Annotated in this window: 22 protein-coding genes; 7 read left to right on the forward strand and 15 right to left on the reverse strand. The window is 57.1% G+C overall.

The features are described from left to right. Positions 1-62: 62 nt before the first annotated feature. On the reverse strand, positions 63-1406 hold the full coding sequence (locus tag QN399_RS13560; protein ID WP_330201041.1) for a tryptophan--tRNA ligase: 1344 nt from the start codon (positions 1404-1406) through the stop codon (positions 63-65). A 54-nt stretch (positions 1407-1460) separates the two neighbouring features. After that, on the reverse strand, positions 1461-2096 hold the full coding sequence (locus QN399_RS13565) for an alpha/beta fold hydrolase (protein ID WP_322181850.1): 636 nt from the start codon (positions 2094-2096) through the stop codon (positions 1461-1463). A 139-nt stretch (positions 2097-2235) separates the two neighbouring features. Here QN399_RS13565 and QN399_RS13570 point away from each other — a divergent pair, with 139 nt between their 5' ends. Next, complete coding sequence (locus tag QN399_RS13570; protein ID WP_322181852.1) at positions 2236-2670, forward strand: DUF1043 family protein; 435 nt, start codon at positions 2236-2238, stop codon at positions 2668-2670. Positions 2671-3882: 1212 nt separating this feature from the next. Here the strand turns inward: QN399_RS13570 and cysN are convergent. The 3 genes from cysN to QN399_RS13585 all read right to left on the reverse strand — a co-directional run bounded on the left by cysN (position 3883) and on the right by QN399_RS13585 (position 7604). Further along, the gene (cysN, locus tag QN399_RS13575; protein ID WP_322217966.1) at positions 3883-5778 is read right to left on the reverse strand and encodes a sulfate adenylyltransferase subunit CysN; all 1896 of its coding nucleotides are present in this window, start codon (positions 5776-5778) and stop codon (positions 3883-3885) included. 14 nt (positions 5779-5792) lie between these two features. Further along, positions 5793-6710, reverse strand: a complete 918-nt coding sequence (cysD, locus tag QN399_RS13580; protein WP_219062283.1) for a sulfate adenylyltransferase subunit CysD — start codon at positions 6708-6710, stop codon at positions 5793-5795. A gap of 135 nt (positions 6711-6845) precedes the next feature. Beyond that, complete coding sequence (locus QN399_RS13585; protein ID WP_322181857.1) at positions 6846-7604, reverse strand: Nif3-like dinuclear metal center hexameric protein; 759 nt, start codon at positions 7602-7604, stop codon at positions 6846-6848. Between the two features lie 114 nt (positions 7605-7718). Between QN399_RS13585 and algW the strand changes: the two genes are divergently transcribed. Further along, entirely contained in the window at positions 7719-8876 is a 1158-nt protein-coding gene (gene algW / locus QN399_RS13590) for a Do family serine endopeptidase AlgW (protein ID WP_330201042.1), read from the forward strand. Positions 8877-8946: 70 nt separating this feature from the next. Here algW and hisC read toward each other — a convergent pair whose 3' ends face one another. The 10 genes from hisC to QN399_RS13640 form a co-directional block, all read right to left on the reverse strand. Continuing rightward, a complete protein-coding gene (gene hisC, locus QN399_RS13595; protein ID WP_330201043.1) occupies positions 8947-9999 on the reverse strand; it encodes a histidinol-phosphate transaminase in 1053 nt (350 codons plus the stop codon). Continuing rightward, on the reverse strand, positions 9996-11330 hold the full coding sequence (hisD, locus tag QN399_RS13600; protein ID WP_322181864.1) for a histidinol dehydrogenase: 1335 nt from the start codon (positions 11328-11330) through the stop codon (positions 9996-9998). Before hisD ends, hisC begins: the two co-directional genes overlap by 4 nt. Positions 11331-11471: 141 nt before the next feature. After that, positions 11472-12107, reverse strand: a complete 636-nt coding sequence (gene hisG / locus QN399_RS13605) for an ATP phosphoribosyltransferase (protein ID WP_322181866.1) — start codon at positions 12105-12107, stop codon at positions 11472-11474. 107 nt (positions 12108-12214) lie between these two features. Then, positions 12215-13480 carry a UDP-N-acetylglucosamine 1-carboxyvinyltransferase gene (murA, locus tag QN399_RS13610; RefSeq protein WP_219062289.1) on the reverse strand — a complete coding sequence of 422 codons (1266 nt, stop codon included), beginning with the start codon at positions 13478-13480 and terminating at the stop codon, positions 12215-12217. A gap of 22 nt (positions 13481-13502) precedes the next feature. After that, on the reverse strand, positions 13503-13742 hold the full coding sequence (locus QN399_RS13615; protein ID WP_219062290.1) for a BolA family protein: 240 nt from the start codon (positions 13740-13742) through the stop codon (positions 13503-13505). Between the two features lie 103 nt (positions 13743-13845). Continuing rightward, positions 13846-14160: an STAS domain-containing protein gene (locus QN399_RS13620; protein WP_322181869.1), complete on the reverse strand. Its 315-nt coding sequence runs from the start codon at positions 14158-14160 to the stop codon at positions 13846-13848. After that, complete coding sequence (locus QN399_RS13625) at positions 14153-14809, reverse strand: ABC transporter substrate-binding protein (protein WP_330201044.1); 657 nt, start codon at positions 14807-14809, stop codon at positions 14153-14155. The genes QN399_RS13620 and QN399_RS13625 overlap by 8 nt, the downstream gene beginning before the upstream one ends. Before the next feature lie 11 nt (positions 14810-14820). Then, the gene (gene mlaD / locus QN399_RS13630) at positions 14821-15288 is read right to left on the reverse strand and encodes an outer membrane lipid asymmetry maintenance protein MlaD (protein ID WP_322181873.1); all 468 of its coding nucleotides are present in this window, start codon (positions 15286-15288) and stop codon (positions 14821-14823) included. Then, complete coding sequence (mlaE, locus tag QN399_RS13635; protein ID WP_322181875.1) at positions 15288-16085, reverse strand: lipid asymmetry maintenance ABC transporter permease subunit MlaE; 798 nt, start codon at positions 16083-16085, stop codon at positions 15288-15290. The genes mlaD and mlaE overlap by 1 nt, the downstream gene beginning before the upstream one ends. Beyond that, a complete protein-coding gene (locus tag QN399_RS13640; protein WP_322181877.1) occupies positions 16085-16894 on the reverse strand; it encodes an ABC transporter ATP-binding protein in 810 nt (269 codons plus the stop codon). The genes mlaE and QN399_RS13640 overlap by 1 nt, the downstream gene beginning before the upstream one ends. Before the next feature lie 316 nt (positions 16895-17210). Here QN399_RS13640 and QN399_RS13645 point away from each other — a divergent pair, with 316 nt between their 5' ends. Genes QN399_RS13645 through lptB form a run of 5 tightly spaced genes read left to right on the forward strand, consistent with a single transcriptional unit; the run spans position 17211 to position 20557 of the window. Beyond that, entirely contained in the window at positions 17211-18185 is a 975-nt protein-coding gene (locus QN399_RS13645; RefSeq protein WP_322181879.1) for a KpsF/GutQ family sugar-phosphate isomerase, read from the forward strand. After that, the gene (gene kdsC / locus QN399_RS13650; protein ID WP_322181881.1) at positions 18185-18721 is read left to right on the forward strand and encodes a 3-deoxy-manno-octulosonate-8-phosphatase KdsC; all 537 of its coding nucleotides are present in this window, start codon (positions 18185-18187) and stop codon (positions 18719-18721) included. Before QN399_RS13645 ends, kdsC begins: the two co-directional genes overlap by 1 nt. Positions 18722-18730: 9 nt before the next feature. Next, entirely contained in the window at positions 18731-19303 is a 573-nt protein-coding gene (lptC, locus tag QN399_RS13655; RefSeq protein WP_322181883.1) for an LPS export ABC transporter periplasmic protein LptC, read from the forward strand. Next, positions 19290-19832 (forward strand): lipopolysaccharide transport periplasmic protein LptA, encoded by a 543-nt coding sequence (gene lptA / locus QN399_RS13660; RefSeq protein ID WP_322181885.1) that lies wholly within the window; start codon positions 19290-19292, stop codon positions 19830-19832. Before lptC ends, lptA begins: the two co-directional genes overlap by 14 nt. Continuing rightward, positions 19832-20557, forward strand: coding sequence for an LPS export ABC transporter ATP-binding protein (lptB, locus tag QN399_RS13665; RefSeq protein ID WP_219062300.1), 726 nt, complete (start codon positions 19832-19834; stop codon positions 20555-20557). The genes lptA and lptB overlap by 1 nt, the downstream gene beginning before the upstream one ends. Positions 20558-20568: the final 11 nt, after the last annotated feature.

Below are 20568 nucleotides of genomic sequence, written 5' to 3' on the forward strand. Positions count from 1 at the left end.
TTAGCAAGGCAAGAAAAACGGGCCGCCACTGTAGCGACGACCCTTGAAAATGGCAATCAGACCTATTGCGGGGCCAGTGCCGCTTTCAGGTTTTCGATGGCTGCGTCACGCGCAACGCTGTCGGAAAACAGCGGACTGTCTGCCACACAAGCACCCTCCAGCCATACGCTAAAACGGTCTTCCTCACTGCGCAGGTCCAGTTCGCCGCTTTGCTGTAGCTGCTTGCTGACAGCACCGGCCGTCTTGCCGTCGGCAAAATTGCGCGACAGCAGCAATTGCTCACCATCGGCAGACAGCAGCCGGAAACGGAAACTGCCGTCATCTTCACGGAAGCTGACGAAGCGCGCGCCCTTCACTGCTTTTTTCTTACCGGTGTCCGCGCTTTGTACGACGCTGCGGAAAGAACGCAGGCCGACCGCCTCACGCAACTCACCGAGAAACGGTGTTGCGACGCTTCGCGCTTTTTCCGCACCCGCCAGAAGAATGTCTTCCAGATCGGCTGGACGCTCCATAAACCCGTGGTAGCGCTCACGCGCCTCGCTCAGCTCGCTCTCCAGCAGTTGGAACAAGCGCTGCTTGGCGTCGCCCCAACCCAGGCCCTGCAACAGCTCAGAACGGAACTCAGCGCCTTGCTCAGGCGTTGCGAAGGCCTGATAGAGGGTAAACAGGTGCGAATTATCAGGATCCTTGGCTTCGCCCGGCGCACGCGAGTCAGTGACGATGCGCGAGATCGCCTCTTTCATGTCCTTGGGGCTACTGAACAACGGGATCGTGTTGTCGTAGCTTTTGGACATTTTGCGCCCGTCCAGCCCCGGCAGCGTGGCAACGCCCTCCTCAATCAAAGCTTCGGGCATGACAAAGAATTCCTTGCCCTTGCCGAACAGATGGTTGAAACGCTGACCGATGTCGCGAGCCATTTCGACGTGCTGAATCTGGTCACGACCGACCGGCACTTTATGCGCGTTGAACATCAGGATGTCGGCGGCCATCAGCACCGGATAGCTGTACAAGCCCATGGTGATGCCTGCGTCCGGGTCTTCGCCGGCTTCGACGTTTTTGTCCACCGAAGCCTTGTAGGCATGTGCGCGGTTGAGCAACCCCTTGGCCGCGACACAGGTCAGCAGCCAGGTCAGTTCAGGAATTTCCGGGATATCCGACTGGCGATAGAAAGTGACCCGATTCACGTCCAGGCCAGAAGCCAGCCAGGTTGCAGCGATTTCCAGACGCGAGCGCTGAATGCGCAGCGGGTCATCGCATTTGATCAGCGCGTGGTAGTCGGCCAGGAAATAGAATGAATCGGCATCGCTCTGGCGGCTGGCGACGATGGCCGGACGGATGGCGCCGGCATAGTTGCCAAGGTGTGGCGTGCCGGAAGTGGTGATACCGGTCAGGATACGAGTGGTCATGGCTAGTCGCTTATAGGGTTAGGCGCCTATGGAGTCAGACGCTTGTGGCTGCAATCAATTCGAAAGGCGCGGCAGGACCAGCTCTTTGAGCTCGGTCAGCTTGCCATGAAAAAAGTGCCCACATTCTGCCACTTTCAGTAGCTCATGGGGGCGCTCAAGGGCGTCGGACCATGCGTAAACCGCTTGCGGGTCGACAACCTCATCAGCCTCGGGCTGAATCAGGGTCAGCGGGCAGTTCTGCGGCAGTACATGCTCATTACCCAGACGCGCCACCGCCGCAGCCACCATGAACAGATGACTCAGTTGCTCACCCTTGGCTTCCAGGCGTCCGCCCAGGCTGGCGGCGACAAAGCCGCCAAAGGAGAACCCAAACAGCGTGATCGGCAGTTCAGGATGCTGCTCACGCAACCATTGCGCTGCGGCTTCGGCGTCATCGATTTCGCCAGAGCCCATATCGTGTGCGCCAGCGCTGGCGCCAACCCCGCGATAATTGAAGCGCAGGGTGATCAAACCGGCGTCGCGAGCAGTGCGCTGCAACGTCGACACGACTTTATTGAGCATGGTTCCACCCTGCACCGGGTTAGGATGGCAGATCAGCGCCATGCCGCGGGCGTCCTCAAGATCGAGGTAAAGGGCTTCAAGCTGGCCTACCGGGCCATCAATCAATACAGGGGTTTCGCGGATGAGCAAGAATGAACTCCGTGACCTCGAAATGGGTCGACTCGTCTAGCTGATAGTCTGTGACTTGCATACCCGTGAGCGTGTCACGGTATACAGCACAGGTTCGAGCCGTTAACGTAAAGCAAAGCCGTTTATAGAGGAAGGACTCGTGGAACTCTCGCTCTCAGTTTGGTTGTTGCCGACGCTTGCCCTGGTTGTCGGCGTCGTCATTGGTTTCCTGGTCGCTCGTTTGCTGCCCAACGCCGCCCCTAACAGCACGCAGCGTCAGCTGGATGATGTTCAGGAGCGCTTCAACAGTTATCAGAACGAAGTGGTTACCCACTTCAACAGCACGGCAACCCTGGTGAACAAGCTTTCGCAGAATTTCCAGGAAGTACAGGACCATCTCTCCGATGGTGCCAACCGCCTGGCGCTGGACGAAGTGACACGTCAACGCTTGCTGGCCAGCCTGCACGCCGATGCGCCACAAGCGCCTCGCGACCGACTGACGCCACCCCGCACCACAGAAGCGCCGAAGGATTACGCGCCCAAAACACCGAACGCCCCCGGCATGCTCGATGAGCATTACGGTTTGAAAAAATAAACTGAGCTCGAAACACAAAAAACCGCCGCTCTGACCGAGCGACGGTTTTTTTATTTGGGCGGGACGCGTAGTTGCAAACACGCTCACAGGGTTTTGTGTGCCGCAAACCTGTAGGAGCCCCTTGTCCGCGATGGCGGTGTGTCAGACACACCGCCTCATACCCATCAGATCGCGCCGCGGCTGCGTAGCAGTTCCAGAACTTGCTTGACGCTGTTGTCGAGTGGCAGCGATTCGATATAGATTTTTCCTACAACACTTTCGGACTGCGGAGTCTATATAACATTTCGACCTGAAACTATGCTCTTCCGAAATTAGGAGGACATATGAAAACAATCGTAACGATCATCATCTGTGTACTGCTTTCAGGCTGCGTATCGGAAGACTGCTATAGAAACTGCTTCATGTTTAAAAAACACGACCCCGACCTAGATTTTAAATGCGACATCAGGCCTGAGTGTGCCGAACGCCGCTAACGCCTACAATCGCATCTAATATCGTACCCCTTGAAAAATCACCAGAAGTCAAACCTCCAGATGGGATGCTCTTTTGACTGAAACAAAATTTTATATATTTTTGGCACAGATCGTCCAGGCACAAACCCAAAGCGAGCCCAGCATAAGGCCCCTGTTCGATTGTCGTAGATGACCATATTCCCGTCATCCTGCAAGGCCAAATAGCTGTTGTACCAGACTGACTTGTCACGCGTGTGGCTGCTCTCGGCAATCCAGGTACGGCTCCGGAGGCTGTCGTACAAGAAGCCACTGTTGCTCACAATGAAGCGCGGAGCCCCAACCATTTTCTTTTGAGAGGACAGAGTCTTGCTATAAGGTTGGCCAGTGTCAGCAATCTAGGCAACCACGCCATGATCCTTGATCACCAAGTTCCCGTCGCCTTGCAACTCCAATCGGAAACGCCCATTCGGAGATACCAGAAATTGTCCTGGCGACATGATCTGATTGGGTGGCAATACTGAAGAACCACTTCCTTGAAACGGAACATATTGAATACTCATACTTATCTCTACAAACAATAATTGAGCACCCACTTGATCAGATTAATACCTCGCCCAGGCCATACATATGCATAGATAACTCAGACTATTATTTTGCGCTTTGACACCCACAAAACATCATCTGATGCACAACTTACAGGCCATAAAAAACCCTGCGAAGAATCACGCCTTCGCAGGGTCTTTTTGTCAGCGGACAGCGATCAGATCGCGCCGCGGCTGCGCAGGAGTTCCAGGACTTGCTTGACGCTGTCGTCGAGTGACAGCGATTGAGTGTCGATCACCAGATCGGCATTCAATGGCACGTCATACGCGAAGGACTCACCCGGGATGTTGTCGCCATTGGCGGCATACAGACCCTGCGGATCACGCTCGCGGCAGACCGCTGGCGAAGCCTGGACGTAAACGGTGATCAGACGATCATCACCGATCAGCGACTTAGCCTGTTCGCGACCTTCGGCGTCCGGCGCAACGAATGCCGCCAGTGTCAGCAGGCCCGCTTCGTTGAACTGGCGTGCGACATGCGCGGCACGTCTCCAGTTTTCGGTACGCCCGGCACGGTCCTGCGGCAAACCTTTGTTCAGGTCATGGCGCAGGTTCTGGCCGTCAAGCACGTAAACCGCACGCCCCATGTCGAACAGCTTGCGCTCCACGGCATAGGCCAGAGTGCTTTTGCCAGCGCCGGACAAGCCGCTGAACAATACGGTGGCAGGCTGCTGGCCGAAACGGCGCGCACGCTCTTCAGTGGCAACGTGAGCCTTGTAGTCATGATGGCTACCACCGACAACGACTGGGCGAGCGATGATCATGCCCGCGGCAACGGTGCCGTTGGTCAACCGATCAATAACAATGAAAGAACCCGTGGTGCGGTTGCTGTCATAGCCATCCAGCGCAATCGCGCTGTCGAGACTGATCTTGACCCGACCGATTTCGTTCAGTTGCAACGCGCTGGCCGGGCCTTCGGCCAAGGTGTTGACGTCGACCCTGTAGGCGATGCTGGCAACAGAACCCTGCACGTAGCTGGTGGCGCGCTTGATGTCGTACTTCTTGCCCGGCAGCATTGGCTCTTCAGCCATCCAGACCATCATCGCGTCGAAGCTGTCAGTGATCTGCGGAATGCTGTCGGCATGCACCAGCAAGTCGCCACGGGAGATGTCGACTTCGTCTTCCATGGTCAGGGTCACGGCCTGGCCTGGACCGGCGTGTTCCAGTTCGCCATCAAAGGTGACGATGGATTTAACCCGACTGGTCTTGCCGGACGGCAACACGATGATTTCATCGCCTTTGTGCACGATGCCGCTGGCCAGGGTGCCGGCGAAACCACGGAAGTTCAGGTTCGGACGGTTAACGTACTGCACCGGGAAACGCAGGTCGGTGAAGTTACGATCCGCCGCAAACTCTACGGTCTCGAGAATTTCCATCAGCGTCTGGCCGGTGTACCACGGCGAACGCTCGCTGTGATTGACCACGTTGTCGCCCTTCAGCGCGGACATCGGGACGAAATGCATGGTGGTCGGCTTGAGCGCGATGCCATCGGCAAACTTCAGGTAATCGGCCTTGATCGACTCGAAAACCCCTTCATCGAAGTTCTTCAGGTCCATCTTGTTGATGGCGACGACGATGTGCTTGATGCCCAACAGCGACGCGATGAAGCTGTGGCGGCGGGTCTGGGTCTGCACGCCGTAACGGGCGTCCACCAGAATGATCGCCAGGTCACAAGTCGACGCACCAGTGGCCATGTTGCGGGTGTACTGCTCATGGCCTGGGGTATCGGCAATGATGAATTTGCGTTTGGCGGTGGAGAAGTAGCGATACGCGACATCGATGGTGATGCCCTGCTCACGCTCGGCCTGCAGGCCGTCTACCAGCAATGCCAGGTCGATATCGTCGCCGGTGGTGCCGACTTTTTTCGAGTCGCGGGTAATGGCTTCCAGGTGATCTTCGTAGATCATCTTGGAGTCATGCAACAGGCGGCCGATCAGCGTGCTCTTGCCGTCGTCGACGTTACCGCAGGTGAGGAAGCGCAGCAGTTCCTTGCGTTCGTGCTGGCCCAGATAGGCGAGGATGTCCTCGCTGATCAATTCTGATTGATGCGACATGTGAGACACCCTGTTTAGAAATAGCCCTGACGTTTCTTGTCTTCCATGGAACCGGCGCCATCGTGATCGATGACTCGGCCCTGGCGTTCGGACGTTCGCGTCAGGAGCATTTCCTGAATGATATCCGTGAGGCTGGTCGCCTCGGACTCAACCGCGCCCGTTAACGGGTAGTCGCCGAGTGTACGGAAACGCACTTTCTTCTTGACGATACGCGCCTTGTCCTCATCGCTGAGGTGGTTCAGGAGACGCTCGTCGTCGATCATGACCAGGGTGCCATTCATCTCGATCACATCACGCTCGGCCGCAAAATACAGCGGTACGATCGGGATGCCTTCGAGGTAGATGTACTGCCAGATATCCAGCTCGGTCCAGTTCGACAGCGGGAATACCCGGATCGACTCGCCCTTGTTGACCTTGCCGTTGTACACGTTCCACAGCTCGGGACGCTGGTTCTTCGGGTCCCAACGATGCTTGCTGTCACGGAAGGAATACACACGCTCTTTGGCGCGAGACTTCTCTTCATCGCGGCGAGCACCACCAAACGCGGCATCGAAGCCGTATTTGTCGAGGGCCTGTTTGAGGCCTTCGGTCTTCATGATATCGGTGTGTTTGGAGCTGCCGTGAGTCAGAGGACTGATGCCCTGCGCCACGCCGTCCGGATTGACGTGCACGATCAGATCCAGGCCCAGTTCTTCGACCATACGGTCGCGGAAGCTGTACATTTCCTTGAACTTCCACCGGGTATCGACATGCATCACCGGAAACGGCAATTTTCCCGGGAAGAACGCTTTACGCGCCAAGTGCAGCATTACGGCGGAATCTTTACCGACGGAGTACAGCATCACCGGGTTATCAAACTCGGCGGCGACCTCGCGGATGATGTGGATGCTTTCCGCCTCCAGCTGTTTCAGATGCGTCAGTTTGTCGACCATAGCTACTCACGAAAACGTACGGATGGACGGCCAGCGGGCCGTGTTCGAGCCGGGCACTCTAGCACAGCGCCTGCTTCTATTCAGGGGGCCAGCTAGATCGAAACGTTCTATGAATAGATCGCCTCGTTTGGGTCTTCAAATCGGATTAGGACAATCGATGAACAGATGCTCCAGCGCAAAGCGTCGCGCCAAATAATCCCCCAGCGCTTGAACACCATAGCGCTCGGTGGCGTGGTGACCGGCGGCGATAAAACTGATGTCGTTTTCCCGCGCGCTATGAAACGTCTGCTCCGATGCCTCGCCACTGAGGTACAGATCGACACCGGCCAGCACACCCTGATCGATATAACCCTGACCACCCCCGGAGCACCACCCGACCCGACGAATCATTTTGCTGCCTTCGATCAGCAACGGCTCTCGACCCAGCGCGTCCTGCACTCGCCGGGCGAAGTCACGGGGCGTCACGGGCTCGGCCAACGAACCCACCAGCCCGACGATGCGCGGATTGTCCGGATCCAAGGGGCCTTCGACGGTGATGTCCAGCTGGCGAGCCAGTTGCACGTTATTCCCGACTTCGGGGTGCAGGTCCAGCGGCAGGTGGTAAGCCAACAAGCTAATGTCATGCTTGAGCAACGTTTTCAGGCGACGCTGCTTGATGCCCGTGACGCAAGGATTCTCGCCCTTCCAGAAGTAGCCGTGATGCACCAGAATCAAATCCGCCTGAGCCTCGACCGCGGCATCGAGCAAGGCCTGACTGGCAGTGACACCGCTGACGATCCTCATCACTTGCGGACGGCCCTCGACTTGCAATCCGTTGGGGCAATAATCCTGGATCCGCGAGCTGCTCAGATAGCGGTCCGCTTCCTCGACCAGGGTGCTCAGGGCAACAGCCATAAAAGACTCCTAAATATGCAGTTCAGCGCTGCTCGGTACTCGTATAATGCCCGCCATTATGGCGCAGCTCAGGCAAAAAGCTGCTGCGCTTGGCAATCATCAGGACTTTGCTCAATGCTCAAGGCACTGCGTTTCTTCGGCTGGCCATTGCTGGCTGGCGTGCTCATCGCTCTGCTGGTTATTCAGCGCTACCCGCAATGGGTGGGGTTGCCTAGCCAAGACGTCAATCTGCAACAGGCGCCGCAGTCGTCTACGGTGCAGAAGGGTCCGGTGTCCTATGCCGATGCGGTTATCATCGCAGCACCTGCCGTGGCCAACCTGTACACGACCAAAGTGGTCAACAAGTCGAATCACCCACTGTTCGAAGACCCGCAATTTAGACGCTTCTTCGGCGACAACCTGCCCAAACAGCGGCGTATGGAGTCGAGCCTCGGCTCAGCCGTAATCATGAGCCCGGAAGGCTACCTGCTGACCAACAACCACGTGACCGCTGGCGCTGATCAGATCGTGGTGGCACTCAAGGATGGTCGTGAAACATTGGCCCGGGTGATCGGCAGCGACCCCGAGACCGATCTGGCAGTCCTGAAAATAGACCTGAAGAATCTGCCCTCGATCACCATCGCCCTCTCGGACAACATCCGTATCGGCGACGTCGCGCTGGCAATCGGCAACCCGTTTGGGGTCGGCCAGACCGTGACCATGGGCATCATCAGTGCCACTGGGCGCAATCAACTGGGCCTCAATACGTACGAAGACTTCATCCAGACCGATGCGGCGATTAACCCCGGCAACTCCGGCGGGGCGTTGGTGGATGCCGCCGGTAATCTGACCGGGATCAACACGGCGATTTTCTCCAAGTCCGGCGGTTCGCAAGGCATAGGCTTTGCGATCCCGACCAAACTGGCGCTGGAGGTGATGAAAGCAATCATTGAGCACGGCCAGGTGATTCGCGGCTGGCTAGGGATCGAAGTTCAACCACTGACCCAGGACCTGGCCGAGTCTTTCGGCTTGAAAGACCGCCCAGGCATTGTGGTGGCCGGCATTTTCCAGGACGGCCCGGCGCAAAAAGCGGGTCTGCAACTCGGCGACGTGATCCTGAGCATCAACGGCGAACCTGCCGGCGATGGTCGGCGTTCGATGAATCAGGTAGCGCGCACCAAGCCAAGCGACAAAATCGACATTGAGGTAATGCGCAACGGTAAGGATATCAAGCTGACCGCTGAAGTCGGCTTGCGTCCGCCGCCGCTGACGAAGCCAGCAACAGAAGAATAACGCGGTAAATCAGCTAGACCGTGGGAGCGAATGAGTTCGCTTCCACGGCTTTTCTAGCAAACCTTATAAATCAGAGCTCGCCCAACCCCTCGAGCAACGCCTGATTCTGCTCTGGCGTACCAATGCTGATCCGCAGGAACTGCGCGATGCGTTCTTGTTTAAAGTGCCGAACGATAACGCCCTGCTCCCTCAACCTGGCCGCCAGCCCCGCTGCGTCATGCTTCGGGTGACGCGCGAAGATGAAGTTGGCCGCTGAAGGCAATACGTCGAAACCCTTGCCCTTCAACTGCTCGACCAACGCGTCACGACTGTCGATAACTGCCTTGCAGGTGGCGTCGAAATACTCACGGTCTTCAAACGCAGCGGCCGCACCGACAATCGCCAAGCGATCCAGTGGATAAGAGTTGAAGCTGTTCTTGACCCGCTCCAACGCCTCGATCAGATCCGGATGCCCCACCGCCAAGCCCACCCGCAGCCCAGCCAGCGAACGCGACTTGGATAGGGTTTGCGTGACCAGCAGGTTCGGGTAACGGTCCACCAGACTGATCGCGGTTTGGCCACCAAAGTCGATGTATGCCTCGTCCACCACCACTACCGATTCGGTATTGGCCTTGAGCAACTGCTCAATGGCGTCCAGCGCCAGCAGGCAACCGGTTGGCGCATTCGGATTAGGGAAAATGACGCCGCTGTTAGGCTGCGCGTAATCCTCAAGACGAATCTGGAAGTGCTCGTCCAGCGGCACTGCGGTGAAATCGATCCCGTATAAACCGCAATACACCGGATAGAAGCTGTAGCTGATATCCGGAAAAAGCAGGGGTAGATCGTGCTTGAAAAACGCGTTGAAGGCGTGAGCAAGCACTTCATCGGAGCCATTGCCGAGGAACACTTGATTACCCTGCACGCCGTAATACCTGGCAACCGCCTGCTTAAGCAGGTCGCTGTTCGGGTCCGGGTACAGGCGCAGGTCGTCGGACAGCTCGGCGCGCATCGCCGCCAATGCTTTTGGCGATGGCCCGTACGGATTTTCGTTGGTGTTGAGCTTGGTCAGCTTGGTCAGCTTCGGCTGCTCACCCGGCACGTAAGGCACCAGATCGCTAACGAAAGGACTCCAGAATTTGCTCATGCTTTTTTTTCCTGTTCTTTGCTGTCGACGATCCGGTATTCGGCGCTACGGGCATGGGCGGTCAGGGACTCACCGCGCGCCAACACCGAGGCCGTTTTGCCCAACTCGGAAGCACCTTGTTCCGAGCAATAAATGATCGACGAACGTTTCTGGAAGTCATACACCCCCAGCGGTGACGAGAAACGCGCGGTGCCGGAGGTCGGCAATACGTGGTTCGGACCGGCGCAGTAATCGCCCAGCGCTTCGCTGGTGTGACGCCCCATGAAGATCGCACCCGCATGGCGAATCTGCGGCAACCAGGCTTCAGGATCGGCCACCGACAACTCAAGGTGTTCCGGGGCAATACGGTTGGCCACTTCAATGGCCTGCTGCATGTCGGCCACTTTGATCAGGGCGCCACGGCTGGTGATCGAGGTCTTGATGATCTCGGCGCGCTCCATGGTCGGCATTAACCTGGCGATACTCGCCGCCACTTTGTCGAGGAACTCGGCATCCGGGCTGACCAGAATCGCCTGAGCGTCTTCGTCGTGCTCGGCTTGGGAGAACAGGTCCATGGCGATCCAGTCCGGATCTGTCAGGCCATCGCACACCACCAGAATTTCTGAAGGACCGGCGATCATGTCGATGCCGACCTGGCCGAAGACGTGACGCTTGGCGGTGGCAACATAGATGTTGCCAGGGCCGACGACTTTATCGACCTTGGGTACGCTTTCGGTGCCATAGGCCAGCGCGGCCACTGCCTGAGCGCCGCCGATGGTGAACACGCGATCAACACCCGCAATGCAGGCCGCCGCGAGGACCAGCTCATTGATTTCGCCACGAGGCGTCGGTACGACCATGACCACTTCGGCCACGCCAGCCACTTTGGCCGGAATCGCATTCATCAATACCGATGACGGATAAGACGCCTTGCCACCGGGCACATACAGACCTGCACGGTCCAAAGGCGTGACCTTCTGGCCCAGCACCGTGCCGTCGGCTTCGGTGTAGGTCCAGGAGTCCTGTTTTTGCTTTTCGTGGTAGATGCGCACGCGGTCGGCGGCTTTTTCCAGCGCTTCGCGTTGCGCAGCAGTGATGCGGGTCAGGGCCAGTTCCAGGCGCTCGCGGGGCAGAATCAGCTCTGCCATGGTGGCCACTTCAAGCCCGTCGAAACGCTGAGTGAATTCCACCAGCGCCGCGTCACCACGCTCACGCACAGCCTTGATGATGTCGAGTACACGCTCATTAACTGAGTCGTCAGACACACTTTCCCAGCTCAGCAGATGATCCAGATGGCGTGCAAAGTCTGAGTCAGCAGCATCAAGTCGGCGTATTGCAGTGGAAGCGGTCATAGCGAAGCCTCAATAATTGGCGATTTGCTCAGGTGCCGGGTGGGCGTGATCGCCCTAAGCTACCAAGCCATCCGCGCGGGCACCTGAGAAATTTGGCTATGACACGGATAGATGGGCGCGACTTAACGTCGCGCAGGTGGATCAGCCGCGGTGTCGCGACTCAACTGCTTTACGCAGCGTATCGATCAGCGCCTGGATGCGCGCATGTTGCATCTTCATCGAAGCCTTGTTCACCACCAGACGCGAACTGATAGTTGCAATCAGCTCCTGAGGTTCGAGGCCGTTGGCACGCAGCGTGTTGCCGGTGTCGACCACGTCGATGATTTTGTCGGCCAAACCGATCAGGGGAGCGAGTTCCATCGAGCCATAGAGCTTGATGATATCGACCTGACGGCCTTGCTCGGCGTAGTAACGCTTGGCAACGTTGACGAACTTGGTCGCCACACGCAGACGGCCCTTTGGCTCGATTGCGCCGATAGCACCGGCAGTCATCAGACGGCACTGGGCAATTTGCAGGTCCAGTGGCTCGTAGAGGCCCTGACCGCCGTATTCCATCAGCACATCTTTACCGGCAACGCCCAGGTCGGCGGCGCCATGTTCGACATACGTTGGCACATCGGTGGCGCGCACGATCAGCAGGCGTACATCTGCCTGAGTCGTGGGGATAATCAGCTTGCGGCTTTTGTCCGGATTCTCGGTCGGCACAATGCCTGCTTCAGCGAGAAGCGGCAGGGTGTCGTCAAGAATGCGGCCCTTGGACAGTGCGATGGTTAACATGGGAAACGTAGGTCCTTAGCAATCGGGCACATCCGTGTGCCTCACGTGTCCTGCGCTGAACGAATTCAGGTCCAGGACATTAGTGCAGAACGATCAGTACGCAGGCCCTAGCCCGGAACGCGACGGATCTTGGCGCCGAGCATCTGCAGTTTTTCTTCGATGCATTCATAACCACGGTCAATGTGGTAAATGCGATCGATCAACGTGTCGCCCTGAGCAACCAATGCTGCGATCACCAAGCTGGCCGAAGCACGCAGGTCGGTCGCCATGACGGGCGCGCCTTTGAGTAGATCAACACCGGTCACGACCGCGGTATTACCTTCAACCAGGATCTGTGCGCCCATGCGTTGCATCTCATAGACGTGCATGAAACGGTTTTCGAAGACCGTTTCAATCACGGCACCGGTGCCTTCGGCGATAGCGTTCAGCGCAACGAACTGCGCCTGCATATCGGTCGGGAACGCCGGGTAGGGTGCGGTGCGCAGGTTCACGGCTTTAGGCCGCTTGCCGTGCATGTTCAGTTCGATCCAGTCAGCGCCAGTAGTGACTTCAGCGCCCGCTTCCTGGAGCTTGAGCAACACAGCTTCCAGAATGGTTGGATCGGTGTCCTTGAGCTTGACGCGACCGCCAGTGGCCGCCGCCGCTACCAGGTAAGTGCCGGTCTCGATGCGGTCAGGCATCACTTTATAGGTGGCACCGTGCAAGCGCTTAACGCCATCGATGGTGATGGTGTCAGTGCCCGCGCCGGTGATGTTCGCACCCATGGCGATCAGGCAGTTGGCCAGGTCGACCACTTCCGGTTCACGGGCAGCGTTCTGCAACACGCTACGGCCGTTGGCCAGACTGGCTGCCATCATGATGTTTTCGGTACCGGTCACGCTGACGGTATCAAAGAAGAAGTTCGCTCCACGCAGGCCGCCTTCTGGCGCCTTCGCTTTGATGTAGCCGCCTTCGACGTCGATGGTCGCGCCCATGGCTTCAAGGCCACGGATGTGCAAATCGACCGGACGCGAGCCGATGGCGCAACCACCAGGCAACGCCACTTCTGCTTCGCCGAAACGAGCAACCATCGGACCCAGCACCAGAATCGAAGCACGCATGGTTTTCACCAATTCGTACGGGGCGATCAGGGTCTTGATGGTGCGCGCGTCGATTTCAACGCTAAGCTTTTCGTCGATCACAGGCTCAATGCCCATGCGCCCGAACAGCTCGATCATGGTGGTGATGTCGTGCAGGTGCGGCAGGTTGCACACCGTCACCGGCCCATCGGCCAGCAACGTTGCAGCAAGAATCGGCAGGGCAGAGTTCTTCGCCCCGGAAATGCGGATTTCGCCATCAAGACGAACGCCGCCAGTAATAATCAGTTTATCCATTAGAATCTCGACGCCAATTGGCTCAGGTGCGCTCGGCCCATGCAGCGCGGCTGAAAAATTTCATAGTGATCGCATGGATGCTGCCATCGGCGATCCAAGGGTTCAAATGGGCATAGATCTGCTGCTGACGCTTGACTGGGCTAAGGGTCGCCATCTCGTCACTGATCACATTCAGCTGAAAATTGCAGCCTTCACCTTCAACTTCTACCTGGATTTCCGGCAGCTTTCCTTCAAGGAAGCTTTTAACTTCTACGGCCTGCATGCTTAACCTCGATCGGCGCCCTACGCGCGCGGGTCGGCCATCATACAAAAAAGCCCCCTCGCTGCGAACCCCGGAATGACAGACTCGGACGGAAAGCTTTCTTTTATGACGGCTGATTCGGTTCCAGCAACTCAATCAAGCCGGACACTTGGGCAATTTGGCGCATATCTTCCGGCAGCGACTGAACGCTGACAGCTTTTCCGGCAGCGTCGGCATCGCGCATGAACGCGAGCAGCAAAGCCAGGCCGACACTGCTGGATTTTTCCACTGCGGAACAGTCCAGAATCAACGCCGGCGCGGTGCAGGCCTTGATCAGGGCCTGACCTTGCTTGCGCAAGGCCGGCCCGGTGCGGAAGTCGAGCACGCCACTCAGGTACAACTCACCTGCAGCGCCAAGACGAACACCTGATTCACTCATTGACAGGTTTCTCGGCCGCTTGATCGATGGTGCTCTTGGCCTTGGCAACTTCGCCCGCCCAACCGTTGATGGTTTTATCAAGGTCATTGCCATTGTGCTGCATGGCGTCAGCAAACTGATCACGGAACAGCTTGCCAATGTTGATGCCGTTGATAATGACGTTACGCACTTTCCACTCGCCGTTGATTTTCTCGAGTGTGTAGGACACGGGATACAGGGCGCCGTTGTTGCCCTTGACCTGCATATCGACGCTGGTGCGGGTGTCATTTTCTTCTTTGGCTGCGGCGACTGTAATGCCCTGATTGTTGTATTCGAGCAGTGCGTTGCCATAGAACTGCATCAGACTCCGCTTGAAATTATCCTGAAAACGCAGCATTTGTTCAGGTGTCGCTTTGCGAGAGTACTTGACCGTCATGATGCTTTTCGAGATGCCCTCGGCATCCACTACTGGGCCGACGATGCGATTCAATGCATCGTAAAAGGCGCTCGGATTGGTTTTGTATTGCTCTTTATGAGCGGCCAGATCGCTCAGCAACTCCTTGGTCGTGCGATCCACCAGATCATGGGCGGACGGCGCGGCCACAGCATTCGCAACCAATGGAAGCGCAGCCAGCAATACAAGCAGGCCACGGCGCAAGATCGACATCATGGAAAAGCTCCTCATTTGGCGTCTTTACTCACAGTATTGAGCAGGAATTTACCGATCAGATCCTCCAGCACCAGCGACGACTGGGTATCGTGGATCGTGCCGCCGTCTTTGAGCAGCGCCTCTTCCCCGCCCACGCTGAGACCGATGTACTTCTCGCCCAGCAAACCGGCGGTAAGAATGGAAGCCGTGGAGTCCGATGGCAGGTTATTCACCCGTTTTTCAACCTCCATTGTCACCCGACCGGTAAAACTGTCGCGATCCAGATCGATAGCAGTGACCTTGCCGATTGTAACGCCCGCCAAGGTCACCTTGGCTCTGACAGTCAAACCGGCAATATTGTCGAAGTAGGCATAAAGTTTATAGCTGTCGTTGGTCGCGCTTACGCTCAAACCACTGACCCGCAAGGCCAGCAACAGCAAAGCCAAGATCCCGGCCAGCAGGAATAGGCCGACACCGGTTTCCAGGGTGCGGTTTTGCATCAAAAGTCTCCAAACATCAGGGCAGTCAGAATAAAGTCCAGGCCTAATATGGCCAACGAGGCATACACCACTGTTTTAGTGGTGGCACGACTGATCCCTTCCGAAGTGGGCTCACAGTCGTAACCCTGAAACACGGCAATCCAGGTAACCACAAAAGCAAAGATTACGCTTTTAATAACACCATTGAGCACGTCATCCCTGAAGGACACGCTGTTTTGCATATTTGACCAGAATGAGCCTTCGTAAACGCCCAGCCAGTCGATCGCAACCCAGGAGCCACACCAGATTCCGACCACACTGAAGATCATCGCCAACAACGGCAGAGAGATGAAACCAGCCCACAGACGCGGCGCAACGATGTACTTGAGTGGATCGACGCCAATCATTTCCAGACTGGACAATTGCTCAGTGGATTTCATGTTGCCGATTTCAGCGGTCAACGCGGAACCCGCGCGCCCGGCGAACAGCAGAGCCGCAACCACAGGCCCCAACTCACGCAACAGGGTCAACGCAACCATCTGCCCGACGGCCTGCTCCGAGCCATATTTAGTCAGGATGTTGAAGCCTTGAAGCGCCAACACCATGCCAATGAAGCCCCCCGAGACCACAATGATCAGCAGGGACATGACGCCGATTGAATGCAGCTGCCTGACCAGCAGTTGAAAACTGCCGCCAATGCCGCCTCGGCCGAACAACACATGAACCAGAAATATGCCCGAGCGCCCCAGCACCGTAATGCTATCGATCGCAGCGTGCCCGAATAGACGAATCCGCTCCAGTAGTGACTTTCTGCGCATCAGCGCTTCCCCAAAAGTTCGTCGCGATAATCCGGTGCCGGATAGTGAAATGGCACAGGGCCATCAGGTTCGCCGGTCATGAATTGGTGAATACGAGGGTTGTCCGAGTTCATCAGTTCCTCGGGGGTCCCCTGCCCCAATACCTCGCCATCGCCCACTACATACAGGTAGTCCGCGATACTCGCTGTTTCGGCAAGGTCGTGGGACACCACAATACTGGTGATCCCCAACGCATCGTTGAGCAACCGAATCAAGCGCACCAGCACCCCCATGGCAATAGGGTCCTGGCCCACGAAGGGTTCGTCGTACATCAGGATTTGCGGGTCAAGGGCAATCGCCCGAGCCAATGCCACACGGCGCTTCATGCCGCCAGACAACTCGTCGGGCGTCAGCTCGATGGCACCGCGCAGTCCGACCGCTTGCAATTTGAGCAAGACGATGTCGCGGATCATTTCTTCCGGCAAATCGGTGTGCACGCGAAGCGGAAAGGCCACGTTTTCGAACACATCGAGGTCCGTGAACAAGGCGCCACTCTGAAACAGCACGCCCATTTGCTTGCGTGCGTCGAACAGGTCGCTGCGCGACAATTTCGGCAGATTCTGGCCGTTGACCCACACTTCGCCTTTGCTGGGACGCAACTGCGCACCCATCAAACGCAGCAAGGTCGTTTTGCCACAGCCGGAAGGTCCCATGATGCCGGTGACCTTGCCCCGAGGAATACGAATATCAACATTATTGAAAATGCTGCGCGTCCCGCGCATGAAGGTGACACCCTTCAGCTCGACCGCGTAGGCGTTATCGGCACTCATCTAAACTCCTTGCGATGCAGCCTCACACTCTGACGCCAGGTCCGTGCCGCAAGACACGCGCAGTGGCTGTCCGGGGGGCAGAACCGGCGGCGAACTATACCACCGCCCGCGCGCGCGGCCCACGGTAGAAGCCTCTTTCGTTAAGGTGCGAGACAGATAATTCGAACAATTGCAAAACGTCCTACAAAGGACACAATCAGTCCGCGTATACCTGACCTGATTTACGGCGCACAACAAAGTCGGACGATCAAGCGTGAGGGATTGAGCCATTACCGCTATAATCGCCGCCTTTTCATCAGGCTGACCGATTTTTGACATGAGCCAATCCTGCGACCTGATTCAAACAGCACAACGCACCATCCGCCTCGAAATAGAAGCCGTAGAAGGCTTGCTGGCCCATATCGACGCAGATTTCGTACGCGCTTGCGAGATGATTCTGGCCGGTACAGGCCGTGTCGTAGTGGTCGGCATGGGCAAGTCCGGGCACATCGGCAACAAGATTGCCGCCACCCTGGCAAGCACGGGCACCACCGCGTTCTTCGTCCACCCGGCTGAAGCGAGCCATGGCGACATGGGCATGATCACCCGCGACGACATCATTCTGGCGATTTCCAACTCGGGTTCGACCGCCGAAATCGTCACCTTGCTGCCACTGATCAAACGCTTGGGCATCAAGATGATCAGCCTGACCGGCAACCCTGATTCGCCGCTGGCCAAGGCCGCAGAAATCAATCTCAACGTTTACGTCACGCAAGAGGCCTGCCCACTGAACCTGGCCCCTACGTCCTCGACTACCGCCGCACTGGTGATGGGCGACGCACTGGCGGTCGCCCTGCTCGAAGCGCGCGGGTTCACGGCGGAAGACTTTGCCTTCTCCCACCCTGGCGGCGCGCTTGGCAGACGTTTGTTGCTCAAAGTCGAACACGTCATGCATACCGGTGAAGATTTGCCAAAGGTTCAACGCGGCACGCTGCTGCGTGATGCGCTGATGGAAATGACCCACAAGGGCTTGGGCATGACTGCCGTTGTGGAGGCCGATGGCCGCCTCGCCGGGATATTTACCGACGGCGATTTGCGCAGAACCCTGGACCGCAGCATCGATATTCGTCAGGCGAGCATCGACGAAGTGATGACACTCCATGGCAAGACTGCTCGCCCCGAGATGCTTGCAGCCGAGGCGTTGAAAATCATGGAAGACCACAAAATTGGAGCCTTGATCGTGGTCGACAAGAACGACCACCCTATTGGCGCCTTCAACCTGCAAGACCTGCTGCGCGCGGGGGTTATGTAATGAGCGAAGCGACGATGCAGGATCTGCTGCAACGCGGCAAGAACATCAAACTGGCCATTTTCGACGTCGATGGCGTGCTGACGGACGGACGCCTGTACTTTCTCGAAGACGGCAGTGAGTTCAAAACGTTTAATACACTCGATGGCCAAGGCATAAAAATGCTGATTGCCTCGGGCGTGCACACCGCTATCATCAGCGGGCGTCGCACACCGGTGGTCGAGCGCCGCGCGCAGAATCTGGGCATCCAGCACTTGTATCAAGGCCGCGAAGATAAACTGGTCGTTCTTGACGAACTACTTGCCCAACTCAATCTAAGCTATGAACAGGTCGCGTACTTGGGTGACGACCTGCCAGACTTGCCTGTCATTCGGCGCGTTGGCCTTGGCATGGCGGTCGCCAATGCGGCCAGTTTTGTTCGCCAACATGCCCACGGCATTACTCAGGCTCGCGGCGGCGAAGGCGCGGCGCGCGAATTTTGCGAGTTGATCCTTAGCGCTCAAGGCAGCCTTGAAGCGGCCCACGCCGCCTACTTATAGAAGTCATTTATGCTGAGTAAAAAGATTCGCCGGTTTTTGATTCTGGGCGTGCTTGCGCTGATGCTGGCGGCCGCAGGCTACTGGAACATCAGCCCTGAAACCTTTCTGGAGCAGCGGGCTGCACCCGTTGACCCGGCCGCCATCGACTTTTATGCGATGAATGCTCACAGCCTGCAGTTCCTGCCAGACGGCAAGCTTCAATACGACATGACCGCCGACAAGGTCGAACATGTGCAGATTTCCGACATCACCCTGCTGACCAATCCAGATCTGCAACTGTATCGCGGCGCCCTCTTTCCCTGGCATGTCCAGAGCAAGAAGGGAGAAGTGTCTCCCGGCGGCACCGAGGTCGAGCTCATCGATTCAGTACGTATCGCACGCACTGACGAAAAAAACCGGACAACGATTATTACCAGCAGTCGAATGACTGTATTCCCACAGAAGCAATATGCGCAGACCGAGCAAGCCGTTAGAATCGACGGTTTCGGCGGCGTATCCACTGGCACGGGTATGAAAGCGTATTTGAACGACGGCAGGATGCACCTGCTGTCCAACGTAAGAGGACAGTATGAGGCTCGTTAAAACCCTCCCTTTTTTGCTCGGTTTGGGCGCAGCACTGGGAAGCGTGAGCGCCTGGGCTTTGCCGACGGACCGCGATCAGCCTATTCATATTCAGTCTGACGATGCGCAACTCGATGACAAGCAGGGCATTGCCACCTACAAAGGCAATGTCATCATCACCCAAGGCTCCATGAAGATCACGGGCAACACCGTGACCATCACCCGGACGCCAACAGGTGAAGTCGACGTATTTACCGCCGTTGGCAATCTTGCTTACTACGAACAGAAACCTGCCGTCGACAAGCCTATCGTTCAAGCGTACGGCGTGACCATCCAGTACTTCGCCGCCCTTGACCGGATCATCCTGATCGACAAGGCCAAGGTCATCAACGACGGCAATACGTCCGAAGGCGAGAAAATCGTCTATGACACGACGAAACAAATCGTCAATGCCGGCCGCGCCAACGGAGCCAAGGTGACGGCACCACGTCCGCGGATCGACATGGTCATCCAGCCGAAAAACAAACCCGCACCGCAGAAGGCTCCGTAATGGCGACGCTTAAAGCCCAGCATCTGGCTAAAAGCTATAAGGGTCGCCAGGTTGTGCGCGATGTCAGTCTCTCGATCGAGAGCGGGCAAATCGTGGGGCTGCTTGGCCCTAACGGTGCTGGCAAAACCACCTGTTTCTACATGATCGTAGGTTTGGTCCAGGCCGATCAGGGTCGCGTCTTGATCGACGATCAAGACGTCAGCCATCAACCCATGCACGGTCGCGCACGCGCCGGGATCGGCTATCTGCCGCAGGAAGCCTCGATTTTTCGCAAACTGTCGGTTGCCGATAACATCATGGCGATCCTCGAGACCCGCAAGGAACTCGACCGTACAGCGCGTCGCAAGGAGCTGGAAAGCCTGCTGCAGGAGTTCCACATCAGCCACATACGCGACAACCTGGGCATGAGCCTGTCCGGCGGTGAACGCCGTCGTGTGGAAATCGCTCGCGCACTGGCGACTTCGCCAAAATTCATCTTGCTCGATGAACCGTTTGCCGGTGTCGACCCCATTTCCGTCGGCGATATCAAGCAAATCATTTATCACTTGAAAGCCAAGGGCATCGGCGTACTGATCACCGATCACAACGTACGTGACACCCTGGATATTTGTGAAACCGCTTACATCGTCAACGACGGGCAACTGATCGCTGAGGGTGATTCAGAAACCATTCTGGCTAACCAACTGGTTAAAGAGGTTTACCTCGGCCATGAATTCCGCCTGTAAGCTCTGCGGTG

Source organism: Pseudomonas sp. 10C3, assembly GCF_036346185.1.
Lineage (GTDB): Bacteria > Pseudomonadota > Gammaproteobacteria > Pseudomonadales > Pseudomonadaceae > Aquipseudomonas.

What these genes read in the sequence shown, in the direction of transcription:
- hisD (WP_322181864.1), bottom strand. Translation starts at nt 11,330, where the DNA reads ATGACCGCTTCCACTGCAATACGCCGACTTGATGCTGCTGACTCAGAC.
- QN399_RS13615 (WP_219062290.1), bottom strand. Translation starts at nt 13,742, where the DNA reads ATGCAGGCCGTAGAAGTTAAAAGCTTCCTTGAAGGAAAGCTGCCGGAA.
- cysN (WP_322217966.1), bottom strand. Translation starts at nt 5,778, where the DNA reads ATGTCGCATCAATCAGAATTGATCAGCGAGGACATCCTCGCCTATCTG.
- lptA (WP_322181885.1), top strand. Translation starts at nt 19,290, where the DNA reads ATGAGGCTCGTTAAAACCCTCCCTTTTTTGCTCGGTTTGGGCGCAGCA.
- cysD (WP_219062283.1), bottom strand. Translation starts at nt 6,710, where the DNA reads ATGGTCGACAAACTGACGCATCTGAAACAGCTGGAGGCGGAAAGCATC.
- murA (WP_219062289.1), bottom strand. Translation starts at nt 13,480, where the DNA reads ATGGATAAACTGATTATTACTGGCGGCGTTCGTCTTGATGGCGAAATC.
- lptC (WP_322181883.1), top strand. Translation starts at nt 18,731, where the DNA reads ATGCTGAGTAAAAAGATTCGCCGGTTTTTGATTCTGGGCGTGCTTGCG.
- QN399_RS13560 (WP_330201041.1), bottom strand. Translation starts at nt 1,406, where the DNA reads ATGACCACTCGTATCCTGACCGGTATCACCACTTCCGGCACGCCACAC.
- QN399_RS13645 (WP_322181879.1), top strand. Translation starts at nt 17,211, where the DNA reads ATGAGCCAATCCTGCGACCTGATTCAAACAGCACAACGCACCATCCGC.
- kdsC (WP_322181881.1), top strand. Translation starts at nt 18,185, where the DNA reads ATGAGCGAAGCGACGATGCAGGATCTGCTGCAACGCGGCAAGAACATC.
- mlaD (WP_322181873.1), bottom strand. Translation starts at nt 15,288, where the DNA reads ATGCAAAACCGCACCCTGGAAACCGGTGTCGGCCTATTCCTGCTGGCC.
- QN399_RS13585 (WP_322181857.1), bottom strand. Translation starts at nt 7,604, where the DNA reads ATGGCTGTTGCCCTGAGCACCCTGGTCGAGGAAGCGGACCGCTATCTG.
- QN399_RS13620 (WP_322181869.1), bottom strand. Translation starts at nt 14,160, where the DNA reads ATGAGTGAATCAGGTGTTCGTCTTGGCGCTGCAGGTGAGTTGTACCTG.
- algW (WP_330201042.1), top strand. Translation starts at nt 7,719, where the DNA reads ATGCTCAAGGCACTGCGTTTCTTCGGCTGGCCATTGCTGGCTGGCGTG.
- QN399_RS13640 (WP_322181877.1), bottom strand. Translation starts at nt 16,894, where the DNA reads ATGAGTGCCGATAACGCCTACGCGGTCGAGCTGAAGGGTGTCACCTTC.
- mlaE (WP_322181875.1), bottom strand. Translation starts at nt 16,085, where the DNA reads ATGCGCAGAAAGTCACTACTGGAGCGGATTCGTCTATTCGGGCACGCT.
- hisG (WP_322181866.1), bottom strand. Translation starts at nt 12,107, where the DNA reads ATGTTAACCATCGCACTGTCCAAGGGCCGCATTCTTGACGACACCCTG.
- QN399_RS13625 (WP_330201044.1), bottom strand. Translation starts at nt 14,809, where the DNA reads ATGATGTCGATCTTGCGCCGTGGCCTGCTTGTATTGCTGGCTGCGCTT.
- lptB (WP_219062300.1), top strand. Translation starts at nt 19,832, where the DNA reads ATGGCGACGCTTAAAGCCCAGCATCTGGCTAAAAGCTATAAGGGTCGC.
- hisC (WP_330201043.1), bottom strand. Translation starts at nt 9,999, where the DNA reads ATGAGCAAATTCTGGAGTCCTTTCGTTAGCGATCTGGTGCCTTACGTG.